Origin of the sequence: Mesorhizobium sp. ES1-1 (assembly GCF_020164785.1) — a bacterium.
In the GTDB taxonomy this organism is placed as follows: Bacteria; Pseudomonadota; Alphaproteobacteria; order Rhizobiales; family Rhizobiaceae; genus Mesorhizobium.
This window is the reverse complement of record NZ_JAIUGX010000001.1, coordinates 204,284-216,194: the sequence shown is the minus strand read 5'-3', so window position 1 is coordinate 216,194 and position 11,911 is coordinate 204,284. Positions and strand designations below refer to the sequence as shown.

The window sequence follows — 11,911 nt, the reverse complement described above, 5'->3', positions numbered from 1 at the left end:
TACAGGCGGCCACGCCGACATGGTCAGCTTCATGAGCGGGGTTATCCAGGCCGTTTCTCTCGAACCGGATTCATGCGCATTCCGGGCATTCCCATCGGTTCTGCCCCGTCGCCATTCACGACGATGACGCGCCGTTCTCTCGATCGCGGTTCTCGTCGGGATTAGGATTCGGCAGTTCGTCCGGCAAAAGATCGGGGTCGGGTTCCCGAACGTCCGGCGTCCAGGTAGGCGCATCCGCCGGAGGATCTTCGCTGGGCTCTGGTTTGGGAGGCATGATCATTCTCCGGGTTTGTCGGTCGGGCGCGGCGTCTTGCCTGCCATCGGCCGCCGCGCATCGCTTTGCCTTGCCGTGAACGGATCGGGAAGGGGACGTTCCCCGTCCGGAGCAGCGCCCGCCGTCTTGGGTGCCGTCTTGGAGTTCGATGGGGCTGGATCGCCGTCAGTCACGTTGGTTCCCTTGCGCTCGATTGTGGCGCCGCATCTAGGTTCTTGATCGTGGCCATCGCAGTGGTTCCTTTGTTCGTTGGCCAACGAAGCGCCGTCGCGAATGTTCCATGGAATGCGGAACTCGCGGCTCCCGGGCATGTTATCGGTCATCATTGGAGAGACAAAATGCCAGGCAACGAAAACCATCGTGAAACCGGCGCAACAAAATACCCCGCGAGGAGGGGGCCAGACCCGTCCGACGCCTTTTCGCAGGACGCAGCCGGCAACAAGAAGCCCGATAGCGGGATCGGATTGACCCGTCCCACGGATGAGGTGGATGACAAGACGCACCAGTCGGATGGCCAGAATCCGCCCGGACACTCGACACCGAGCAGCGAAAAGAAGGGTGCCCGCCCATGAATGTCGCCAATCTTCAGCTCGAAGGCCTTATGATGGCGGTCGCTTCCATAAACAATCTGCTGGTCCATCGCGGGCTGCTTTCGATCGACGACATCGATACCGCCCTGCGAAGGGTGGAAGCCTCTGTAACGGGCGACGAGCGGACCTTCGAAGACATGTCGCCCGCCAATCGCGACGCCATCTGCTTTCCGATCCGGCTTCTGAGGATCGCAAACAACGCGCAAGGGGAAGCTGACATCCCGCCATTTACGGAACTGGCAAAGATGGTCGGAAAAACAAAAGAACCCTACAACGACCAACAGTGAGCCTCGACCCGTTTGCATCGCAAGCGCGACTGGACGTCGTGCTTGAGCAGTTGCGGCTTCGCAATGCTGAATATCCGGGCGTATGCGGGCGCGACAGGATTAACGTCTTCTGACCGGCACTTGCAGTCATGAGCGGTTCGCCATTGCCGACAAGGCGGCAACCGCTGCCATGCCGAAGCCGGTCGCATAGCCACGGCTTCTCGCCAAACAGACCGCGCCCTGGGTCCGCAATTCACAAAGTTCCCACCGATGCGGGCGGAGTTACGCCGTCTTGCGTTTCGAGGACGCCGCCTTCTTCGGCGTCGCCAAGCCTTCCTGTTTGAGGCTCTTTTTCAGCACCTCTGCCAGATCGATGACGTTTTCTTTTGGCTTCGGTACCTGCTTTGGCGGTTTCTTGCCTTTGCGCTTGGCATCGATCATCGCGATCAACGCGTCTTCATAGGTATCCTCGAACTTGGAAGGATCGAAAGTCGTCACCTTCTTGTCGATCAGCATGCCGGCGATTTCGAGCAGTTCAGGGTCGTATTCCTGCTTCTTCAAACCGCCGAACACGCTGGTCTCAGGGACCATTTCCTTATGGTTGCGCAATTCTGTCATCACCATGCCCATATCATATGGCTGGATCAGGACTTCCCGGCCACGCTGATACAGAACGATGCACGACCTCGCCGCGACACCCTTGTTCTTCATCGCGTCGCGGATCACGCCGTACGCTTCGGTCGCGGCAGCATCGGCAGGGATGAGATAGTAGGGCTTTTCCAGGTAGCGCGTGTCGATCTGGTCGATCTCCACAAACTCGCCGACTTCCAGCGTATGATCCGAGGTGAGCTTCAGCGCCTTGATGTCATCGGGATCGATCTGCAGGAACTCATCCTTCTCGACCTCGAAACCTTTGACCTGGTCCTCCGCGTCGACCGGCTCGCCCGTGTCCTCGTCAGCGTAGACGCTTTTGACCGGAAGGCCGTCCTTCCGGTTCAGGATCTTGAAGTGGATTTTGGAGGCCTCGCTTGTGGCGCCTACGACTTTCACGCCACAAGTGACGGAACCAACCTTCAAGAAGCCCTTCCAGGCAGCACGCGGAGCGACCATCATGTTCTTCCTTTGCTGGTCGGGGCAAACGACATTGCCGTTGAATTGTTCCTTCTGCGCGATCACTCTGCAGGTGAGGTTGGCCGCGAAATAATCAATCCGCCGTCTTGCCGAGCGTATCGGCCACGACAGCGCCGCGTTTGCCCATGGGCTGAGCCGGACCGGTGGTCGAGTCGATGGCGGTCTGATGCTCCATTTCCGCATTGATCGCCGCGCCGGCTATCAAAATGATGACGGAAATCCATGTCCACATCATCAAGCCGACGACAGCGCCAAGCGATCCATAGGTGACGTTGTAATTGGCGAAGTGCTGCAGATAAAACGAGAACAGCCACGAAGCCATGATCCATGCGACCGTCGCGATGAGCGTGCCCCAGCTCAGCCACCGCCACTTGGCCCGCTCTCGGCTTGGTCCGAAGCGGTAGAGCAGCGAAATACCTGTCAGCATCGAGCCGATGAGAATCGGCCATCGAGAAACGGCGACGAGCGTTTCCGTCCATGCATCGAGGTAAAAATAGCGCAGCAGCGCAGGCACGACGCCTACGGTGAGCAACAGCACCATCCCGATCAGCAAGGCTCCGACCGTGAACAGGATCGACATCAGGTTGAGGGTGATGAAGCTGCGTTTTTCGGCTTCCTCGTAAGCAATGTTCATCGCATCGAACAGCGCTTTCATTCCGCTGTTGGCGCTCCACAGCGCGATGCCAAGGCCGATGAAGAAGCCGGTCCCGAGAGCCGTTGATTTCTGCCGGGCCAGCGCCAGCAACTGGCCGCGAATGAGGTCCAATCCGCCCGACGGAAGCAATCCGCTGAGGGAGGCGACATGGTCGGCGACCGTCATGGGATCCGCGACGAAACCGTAAATCGATATGAACGCGGCCAAAGCGGGAAACAAGGCGAGCAACAGGTAGAATGTAGCCCCGGCTGCCACCAGCAGGACCCTGTCCTTGTTGAACTCCTCCCATAGCCGCCAGAAAATGTCCTTCCAGCCGAGCGCGGGTATTTGTGAGGGCCAGGCGGCATCGCGACCTCGGCCTCCCGGCTCGGTCCTGAGCACGGTCTTGCTATTCTCGGTGGTGGCAGTCGCGCGCTGGGCTGCTTCGCCATCGATCAGGGAAGGGTGCTCTTCCGCCGGCTGTTGGCCCCGTGTCGCTTCCGAAGCCATCTGCGGAGGCCTATTCAGCGCCGCCGTCTATCAGTATGTCCGCATGGCCCGCCAGGGCGACAAACGCCTCTCTCGCCTGATGCGGAGTGGCTTTGCCGTCGAGCGCCGCTTGGACCACTTCACGGGCGGACTGATAATAGGGACCGCGTTTGGCGTGTGGCCAGTCGATCAGGATTTCGCAGGCGCCGTTGACGGATTTCACCTCCCGAACCGAGTTGCCGCCGTGAGGCCTTATGCACACGCTGCGTTCGAAAAAAATACGGTTGGTCTTGGCTTTCTCCTCGGACGAAGCCTCGACGAGAATGTCCGCCTCCCTGGCTGCGAGGATGAAGGCATTGAAAGCCTCCGTCGTTGCTCCATCGCCGCTCAGCGCTTCATCGGCGGCTTGACTGGCAACGCGGTGTCCCTCTGTTCGATCGCCCGGCCAGTCGGCGCTGTCGAGCAGGATCGAAGCGTCTTGTGCCGAAGTGACCTGCTGGATCTTGCCACCCTCGCGCAGCCGCACTTTGGCCGGCTTCTCGAACGTCGTGTCTGTCATTGCCCGCCTCCGCTTTCCTCGGAACGATCGTCCGAGCGCGCCACGACAACGCAGGGGCGGGAAACCCGTTCCAGCAGCGGCCGCGCATCGGGCCGACGGCCAGTCCACGCGCCGTGGACCCGCCAGCCAACATAACTGATATTCCATGCGCGGGTCTGTCTAGCCCTGCCTAAAAAAGGGATGCTGATTTCCAGCACGACGCCGATCGCGCAGGTTCGCTTCACGGATCGACATCGGCCGGTCTGGGAGGTCCGAAATGGGGAAGGTGCGATTGTCGCAGGAGGGCGTGGTCTTCGCGCTGGCCGTTGCGCTGTTCGCCGTCTTCGCGGTGCTGCTCAACAATTTCCTGACCGCTGGCAACCTTATAGCACTTGTGCGCAGCGTCTCGATTCTCGGCATCCTCGGCCTTGGCATGGGGCTGGTTGTGATCGGCCGGGGAATCGACCTGGCAATGATCGCCACCATGGTGGTCACCCTGTCCTGGGTCCTGTCCATGGCGCAGGCCGGCACGCCATTCGACACCGCCCTGGCATATGGCTTCCTGCTTGCCGTCGCCATCGGCCTGGCGAGCGGCATCCTGATCGCCTATGCGGATATTCCAGCGATTTTCACCACCCTGGCCATGGGTTTGGTGATCTACGGCTCCGGCCGCGCTTTCCTGTTCCAGATCGATGTGCAGAACACGCCATCCGGTGTCGCCTGGTTCGACTTCCTCGGCCGCGGTTTGTTGTTTGGCTTGCCGATGCCGATAGCTGCCTTCGCGGTGCTGGCCGCGCTGATCGCGCTTATGCTTATGCGCACGCGTTTCGGCAGGTTTGTCTACGCCGCCGGGGACAATCCGCTTGCGGCCCGCATCACCGGTGTGCCGCTGCGTCCGCTGATCGTGCTGCAATATGTCGTGAGTTCGCTGATCGCCTTCCTGGCCGGCATCGTCATGGCCGCGGCAGTGTCCGGCATGAGCACGCGCGTCTATAACTCCACCATGATCTACGACGTCCTGCTCGTCGTGGTGCTGGGGGGAATCAGCTTGAGCGGCGGCCGCGGCGGCGTGCGCAACGTGCTGGTCGGAACGCTGCTGGTCGGCGTCCTGCTCAACGGCATGACCATCCTGGACATCACCTATACCACCCAGAACCTGATCAAGAGCCTGATCCTATTGCTCGCGATCATGGTCGACAGCTTCATCAACCCCAGGGACGAGCAGACCTCGCAACAAAGCCAAGGGGACATCTGAACTAAAACGTGTCTGATTCAACGGGAGGAAACCATGAAAATTCGCACGATCCTGGCCGCCGGCCTGATGGCCCTCGGGCTGGTAGGCGCCACACATGCCGATGACGGGCTCGACAACCCGTCGCGCAATCCATTCTATGACGGGCTGAAGGGAAAGCGCGTGGTCTTCATCCCTCTGGCAATGGGTTTCGACCTAACAGAGGGCTGGGCAGCCATCATGCGCAAGCAGGCGGCCGATCTTGGCTATACGCTTGAAATCCGCGATCCGAACTGGAGCACGGATGCCGGCACGCGGGCCTTGACCGCCCTTATCGCCGAAAAGCCCGACCTCATCATCGCGCACAATCCCGATGTGCAGTCCTACGCGCGCTTGCTGAAACGGGCCATGGACGCCGGCATCAAGGTCGTCCAGCTCAATCTGGAATCCGTGGTTCCGACCGATGCCTATGTCGGTGCCGACTGGTCGCGTGTCGGCTATATCGAGGCGGAGGCCCTGGTCAAGCAGTGCGGCGCCGGCTCGGGCAAATCCGGCAAGATCGCCATCATCAGGGGCCAGCCTACGGCTGCGTCCGACCTTTATGAACTTTACGCCTATAAACAGACCTTCGCCAAGGATCCGTCGATCAAGGTCGTGTCGGAACAGGCCGCCCAGTACGACCCGGCCAAAGCCCGTGCGATCATGGAGACCGTGCTGCAGCAGCATCCCGATCTCTGCGGCGTCGTCGGAAACTGGGACAATCAGGATGTCGGCGCGGGCGCCGCGATCCAGGCTGCCGGAAAGGCCGACGACATCTATGTCGTGACCTCGGGCGGCGGCAATCAGATCGGTTGCGACAACATCAGCAAGGGCCTGCTCGATATGATCATCAGCTACGACGTCCCCCTCCAGGGCAACGCGATCAACCAGCAGATCGTGCAGTCGCTGCTGTCGCCGGCCAAGGCCGGAGAGAGCAAGACCTCCTACTACACGCCGCTTACGCTGCTGACGAAGGACAATGTCAGCCCGCGCACCTGCTGGCAGCTTGACCAGCTGAAGTAGCGGACCAAGAGAATATCAAGATCATCATGGCCAGCAGCGACACATTCGCCTACCTGCGCTCGCGTTATCTTCCCGATCATCTGATCGGGGAGATCTTGTCGAAGCGCTGGATCGACAATGCGATCCCGTTCTCCGCGCTCGTGATAACGATCGTGGTGATGGGCTCGATCATCCCCGACTTCCTGTCCGTGTCGAGCCTTTCGGACCTTGCCCGGCAGTTCGCGGAATTCGGGCTTGTCGTGCTGGCCCTGACCGTCGTGATGATCTCGGGCGGCATCGACCTTTCGGTCGCTTCCGTCTTCTCGCTCGCGGTCCTGTTCTCGCTGATCGGGGTGAATGTCTACGCTCTGCCGATCCCGGTAGTACTTGCCGGCATCCTCGTGATGGGCATCTTTTGCGGCGCCATCAATGGCGTGCTTGTCGGCTATCTGCGCCTGCGCGCTTTCCTGACCACCCTGGTCAGCCTGATTATCTTTCGCTCGATCTATGAGATCGTGTTCGTGAAGATGTCCACGGCCATGATGTCGGGCTTCTCGATGTCCGATCTCTGGCTGTTCATCGGCGAGGGCACCATCCTTGGCGTTCCGACGTCGCTGGTCATCACGCTGATCATCGCACTTGCCTGGCATCTGGTCCTCTCGCGGATGCGCCCCGGCTGGCGCCTCACGGCCGTGGGCGGCGCACGGCGCTCGGCTTTCAATGCCGGCATAGACGTGCGGTTCATGGTGTTCCTTACCTATGTCGCGTCCAGCACAATGTGCGCGCTGGCGGGCTTCCTTTTCGCCGCGCGCCTCGGCAGCACGGGATCCGATACCGGCGTCGGGCTCGAAGTGCAGGCCCTCACCGCCGCGGTCCTGGGTGGCACGGCAATCGGCGGCGGCCGGGGGTCGGTGGCGAAGGCGATCATCGGCAGCCTGCTGGTGTTGATTCTCACCAACGGCCTGATCAACCTGGGCATCAGCGGCCCGATCAACTCCACCATTCTGGGGGCGATCCTGCTGACCGCCGTCTTTGTGGACATGCGCTGGCAGAAGCACCGTCACCGCATTCTGGCCAAGGTCTACGTCTCGCCCGCCTACCTGGCGCTGCCGCCGGCCCCGAAAGTCGACGCGCCCGGATCGCCCTATGTGCTGAACGACCGCCTGCGTTCCGTGGAGATCATCGGGCTCGGACAGATCGAGGGACCCGAAGACGTCATCCTCGACCGAGACGACAATCTCTATTGCGGCACAAGGCATGGCGATATCGTCCGCTTCTTTGGCCCGGACCATCAGCGTTCCGAGGTTTTCGCCCATATTGGCGGCCATCCGCTGGGCATGGCGTTCGACCGCGTCGGCAATCTGCTGGTCTGCATAGGCGGCATGGGCTTGTTCCAGGTTGCGCCCGACAGGACCGTGACCAAGCTCACCGACGAGACGAACAGGAGCTGGACGTCGATCGTCGACGATTCGCGGCTTCGCCTGGCCGATGATGTCGACGTCGCGCCCGACGGCCGCATCTATTTCAGCGAAGCGACGATTCGCTACGAGCAGGAGGACTGGGCAACCGACGCGCTGGAAAGCCGGCCGAGCGGACGCATGATCTGTTACGACCCCAGGACCGGCAAGACCCACACGGAAATCCCGAAGCTGGTCTTTGCCAACGGCGTCACCATGTGCCCCGACGGCCAGTCCTTCATGTTTGCGGAAAGCTGGACCTGTTCCATCAGCCGATACTGGTTCGACGGGCCGAAGAAGGGCAAGACGGAGAAAGTCATTTCGAGCCTGCCCGGCTACCCCGACAACATCAACCGCTCTTCGGACGGCAATTACTGGCTGGCGCTGCTTGGCATGCGCGGCCCGGCGCTTGATCTTGCCATGCGCATGCCGGGCTTCCGCAAGCGCATGGCGCGCCGCGTGGCGCCGGATCAGTGGCTCTATCCGAACATCAACACCGGCTGCGTTGTGAAATTCAATGAGAAGGGGGAGATCCTCGACAATCTGTGGGATCTCGGCGGTCGCAACCACCCGATGATCACGTCGATGCGCGAACACAAGGGGTGGCTATATCTGGGTGGCGTTTCGAACAACAGGATAGGCCGCTACAAATTGCCGGACGCCGACCCCAACTGGTGCGCGCAGGACGCCTATTGGGGGCCGCGCGCATGATCGGTGCAATCGAGCGCGGCTGGGCGAATTTCCGTGGCTTTGACCTGACCGGCAGCACCGTGCCGCCGATGGACGGTCCGCTCCGGCCGAACGCGAAACTCGACGCGGCCCCGGTGCTGCTGGATATCGCCGACGTCGACAACCTCGTAATCTGGGGGCAACAGGTCCTCTGTTCGGTCGGCAGCGATATCCATACGCTGGCGGCAACGGCCGGGGAGACCGGGCAGTCGCTCTCCCTCAGCCATTCGAGAGACGCGGGCAAACCGGTGACGGCGATGGCTGCCCTTGGCGACATGCTGGCTGTTGCGGTCGAGGGCGAAGGCATCCGTCTCGAAGGTCCGGGCGGCGTGTCTTCGGAACCGATCAGGCTGGGCCAGCTCGATACACGCTGCGTCACGGCGATGGCATTCGCAGATCGCTCCACCCTGCTCGTCGCGCTGGGATCGGAACGCAATCCTGCGCAGGAGTGGAAGCGCGACCTGATGACCAAGACCGCGGCTGGCTCGGTCTGGCGTGTCGACATCAAGGCCGGCAGCGCTCTGTCGATCGCCTCGGGGCTCGCCTTTCCCTCCGGGATCTTCGTGTCGAACGGCCGCGTCTTCGTCTCGGAGGCCTGGCGCCACCGTGTCCTGTCGATGGGTATTGACGGGTCGGGCCAGCGCATCGCCCTTGGCTCGCTGCCTGCCTATCCCGGGCGCATCGCCCAGGCGTCGGAGGGCGGCTTCTGGCTGGCCATGTTCGCGCCGCGAAATCCCCTCGTCGAATTCGTGCTCAAGGAGGATGCGTATCGCCGGCGCATGATCGAGACCATTGAACCTGATTATTGGATCGCACCCTCCCTTGCGACCGGGAGAAGCTTTCTCGAACCCATCCAGGGGGGTGCGCGCAAGAAGCTCAACATGCTGAAGCCATGGTCGCCGGCCTGGTCGACGGGTCTGGTCGTGCGCTGCGACAAGGATATGGCCATGCTGCGAAACTATCAAAGCCGCGCCGATGGCGGCGTCCATGGCGTGACGTCGCTGTGCGAAGTCGAAGGCCGGCTTCTCGTCGGGGCCAAGGGATCGGGAAAGATCGTGGCAATCCACGAACTGGCAGGACACATAGCATGACGCCGCTTGTTCAACTGCGAGGCGTTTCGAAGGACTTTCGCGGCGTCATGGCGATCTCCGAAGTAAATTTCGAAATTCGCCCGGGGGAGATACACGCTATCCTCGGCGAGAACGGCGCCGGAAAATCGACATTGATGAAAGTGCTGGCCGGCGTCTACCAGCCGAGTTCCGGCGAGATGCTGCTGGACGGCCAGCCGGCCACCTTGAAGTCTCCTTCCGACGCGCTCAGTCACGGCATTGCGATGGTTTTTCAGGAAACCAACCTGGTGCCGTCCATGTCGGTCGCCCAGAATATTTACCTGGGCGACGAGAAGCTATTCAACCGGTTGCGCGGATTGAACATCCAGGCGCAACGCTACCTGCTGTCGCTCAACTTCTATGTCGATCCCACCGTGCAGGTGTCGTTCCTCGGGGCGGGCAAGAAGCAGTTGGTCGAGATCGCGCGCGCGGTCCACCACAATGCGCGGCTCATCATTTTCGATGAGCCGACCGCCACGCTGACGCCGGAAGAGAAGTTCCACTTCTTCAATCTGGCCCGCCGCCTGAAGGAGGAGGGCATGGCGATCATCTTCATCAGCCATGCGCTCGAGGAGGCCCTGCAACTGGCCGACCGCATTACGGTGATGCGCGACGCCAAGGTTGTAGTGACCGATGAGACGAGCAAGTTCGATCGTGACCGGATCGTGCAGGCGATGGTCGGACGCAGTCTTTCCGGCGAACTCTATTCAGACCAGGCGCGCGTGCCCCGCCCCATGGGCAGGAAGATCCTCAGCGTCGAGAACCTGTCGATGGGCAACACGGTCCGCAACACGTCGTTTTCCGTGTTCGCCGGGCAGGTGACGGGCTTGTTTGGCCTGGTCGGCGCGGGCCGCACCGAAACGATGAAGATCGTCGCCGGCGTGCTGAAGCGCGATTACTTCCATGGCGGCACTGTGCGCTTCGAGGATCGGCCCGTGCGCTACCGGACGCCGCGGCCGGCGGTGCGGGACGGCATCGTCTACGTCACCGAAGACCGCAAGATCGAGGGCTTCTTCGAAACCATGACCATCGCTGGCAACATCCAGCTTGGGGATCTTGCCAAGGGCGACAATCTTCTGACGCCGACCACACCGCGGCAGGGAAGGGACCTCGCCGTCGAATGGACGAAGCGGCTGGGCGTCAGGGCTATCGACGCCGATGCCCGGGTCATCGAACTTTCGGGTGGCAATCAGCAGAAAGTCGTGCTGGCCAAGGCGCTTGTCCAGAAACCCAAGCTGGTCATCCTCGACGAACCGACGCGCGGCGTCGACGTCGGCACGATCGTCGAGATCCACAATTTCATCAACGATCTTGCCGACAGCGGCATGGCCGTCGTGGTTATCTCATCCTACCTGCCCGAGATCATTGCGCTGTCGGACCGTATCCTGGTGGCGCGGCAGGGAAGGATCGTCGAGGAAATGGACGTCGCCGAGGCGACCGAAAGCCGGATCATGTACGCCGCCGTCCACTGAAGGGCGGGCCGGACCCGCACTAAACGGAAGCAACGATCGCGCCGGTTCTACCACCGGTTGGTGGGCACCACGAACATCTGCGCGATCTGGACGTGCGGCGGCTGGTCCAGCGCGAACGAGACGCAGCGGGCGATGTCTTCAGGGTCCAGCGCCATGCCGAAGCGCTCGAAATATTCCCGGGCGGCTTCCTCGTCGCCGCGGTGGCGGGCGGTGACGATGTTGGTGCGGGTCAGCCCTGGCAAGATCTCGGTCACCCGGATCGGGGTTTCGGCAAGTTCGCCGCGAATGATATCGCTCAGCATATGCACGCCGGCTTTGCTGGCGGAGTAGGGCGCCTGGTCCGGCACCAGCCGGATGGCGCTGATGGAGCTCATGTTGACGATGTCGCCCCGGCCGCGTTCGATCATGCCTGGCAGGATCGCCCGCGTGACGCGCATCAGGCCGATCAGGTTGGTTTCGATGATCGCCGACCAGTCGTCGGCCGACCCGATGTCGAAACGCTTACGCCCTCCGATGTCATGGCCGGCATTGTTCACTAATATGTCGATGTCGCGGAATTCCGGCGGCAATCGGCCGAGGCAATCAGCGACGGCGGCGCCGTCGCCGATGTCGAGGTGGAGCGGAAAGACAGTGCCGCCAAGCTCGGTCGCAAGGGCATTGAGTTGGGCTTCCTGCCGATCCGCCAACACGATGCGGCAGCCCTTTTGATGGAGGCTCATGCAGATGGCGCGACCGATGCCGCTGGCGGCACCGGTGACGAAAGCGATCCTTTGCACATTGTTCATGTCGCTCGCCTCCGCACCGTTTGTTCACGCCGGCTTTGGCACTGCACAAACGCCTGGGCACGGCGTTTGCTGATGTGGACCCAAGGCTTGCCTAAGCAACCGTTTGGGATCACCGAACGGGACATAGAGCTGACCGTCCGGTGGGTTGTTATCCATACAGCGCCG

12 protein-coding genes are annotated in these 11,911 nt (G+C 61.7%); 6 read left to right on the top strand and 6 right to left on the bottom strand.

Annotated features, from left to right (window positions below; genetic code table 11):
• Positions 1 to 115 precede the first annotated feature (115 nt).
• Together LB513_RS00995 and LB513_RS00990 are read right to left on the bottom strand one after the other, a co-directional pair.
• Positions 116 to 274, bottom strand: a complete 159-nt coding sequence (locus LB513_RS00995) for a hypothetical protein (protein WP_224661940.1) — start codon at positions 272 to 274, stop codon at positions 116 to 118.
• Between the two features lie 2 nt (positions 275 to 276).
• Positions 277 to 633: a hypothetical protein gene (locus LB513_RS00990; RefSeq protein ID WP_224661579.1), complete on the bottom strand. Its 357-nt coding sequence runs from the start codon at positions 631 to 633 to the stop codon at positions 277 to 279.
• Between the two features lie 209 nt (positions 634 to 842).
• Here LB513_RS00990 and LB513_RS00985 point away from each other — a divergent pair, with 209 nt between their 5' ends.
• Positions 843 to 1,151, top strand: a complete 309-nt coding sequence (locus LB513_RS00985; protein ID WP_224661578.1) for a hypothetical protein — start codon at positions 843 to 845, stop codon at positions 1,149 to 1,151.
• Between the two features lie 261 nt (positions 1,152 to 1,412).
• On the opposite strand, the gene LB513_RS00980 is transcribed toward LB513_RS00985, so the two are convergent.
• The 3 genes from LB513_RS00980 to LB513_RS00970 all read right to left on the bottom strand — a co-directional run bounded on the left by LB513_RS00980 (position 1,413) and on the right by LB513_RS00970 (position 3,943).
• Complete coding sequence (locus LB513_RS00980; protein WP_411962666.1) at positions 1,413 to 2,243, bottom strand: Ku protein; 831 nt, start codon at positions 2,241 to 2,243, stop codon at positions 1,413 to 1,415.
• Between the two features lie 91 nt (positions 2,244 to 2,334).
• Positions 2,335 to 3,405 carry a YihY/virulence factor BrkB family protein gene (locus LB513_RS00975; protein WP_224661577.1) on the bottom strand — a complete coding sequence of 357 codons (1,071 nt, stop codon included), beginning with the start codon at positions 3,403 to 3,405 and terminating at the stop codon, positions 2,335 to 2,337.
• A gap of 10 nt (positions 3,406 to 3,415) precedes the next feature.
• Positions 3,416 to 3,943, bottom strand: coding sequence for a DUF982 domain-containing protein (locus LB513_RS00970; protein WP_224661576.1), 528 nt, complete (start codon positions 3,941 to 3,943; stop codon positions 3,416 to 3,418).
• Positions 3,944 to 4,199: 256 nt separating this feature from the next.
• Between LB513_RS00970 and LB513_RS00965 the strand changes: the two genes are divergently transcribed.
• The 5 genes from LB513_RS00965 to LB513_RS00945 are packed head-to-tail and all read left to right on the top strand — an operon-like array spanning position 4,200 to position 10,961.
• On the top strand, positions 4,200 to 5,177 hold the full coding sequence (locus LB513_RS00965; protein WP_224661575.1) for an ABC transporter permease: 978 nt from the start codon (positions 4,200 to 4,202) through the stop codon (positions 5,175 to 5,177).
• 33 nt (positions 5,178 to 5,210) lie between these two features.
• Complete coding sequence (locus LB513_RS00960; protein WP_224661574.1) at positions 5,211 to 6,215, top strand: sugar ABC transporter substrate-binding protein; 1,005 nt, start codon at positions 5,211 to 5,213, stop codon at positions 6,213 to 6,215.
• Between the two features lie 26 nt (positions 6,216 to 6,241).
• A complete protein-coding gene (locus tag LB513_RS00955) occupies positions 6,242 to 8,362 on the top strand; it encodes an ABC transporter permease (protein ID WP_224661573.1) in 2,121 nt (706 codons plus the stop codon).
• Positions 8,359 to 9,471 (top strand): strictosidine synthase, encoded by a 1,113-nt coding sequence (locus tag LB513_RS00950; protein ID WP_224661572.1) that lies wholly within the window; start codon positions 8,359 to 8,361, stop codon positions 9,469 to 9,471. The genes LB513_RS00955 and LB513_RS00950 overlap by 4 nt, the downstream gene beginning before the upstream one ends.
• Positions 9,468 to 10,961, top strand: coding sequence for a sugar ABC transporter ATP-binding protein (locus tag LB513_RS00945; RefSeq protein ID WP_224661571.1), 1,494 nt, complete (start codon positions 9,468 to 9,470; stop codon positions 10,959 to 10,961). The genes LB513_RS00950 and LB513_RS00945 overlap by 4 nt, the downstream gene beginning before the upstream one ends.
• A gap of 47 nt (positions 10,962 to 11,008) precedes the next feature.
• Here LB513_RS00945 and LB513_RS00940 read toward each other — a convergent pair whose 3' ends face one another.
• Positions 11,009 to 11,746: an SDR family oxidoreductase gene (locus LB513_RS00940; RefSeq protein WP_224661570.1), complete on the bottom strand. Its 738-nt coding sequence runs from the start codon at positions 11,744 to 11,746 to the stop codon at positions 11,009 to 11,011.
• Positions 11,747 to 11,911 lie beyond the last annotated feature (165 nt).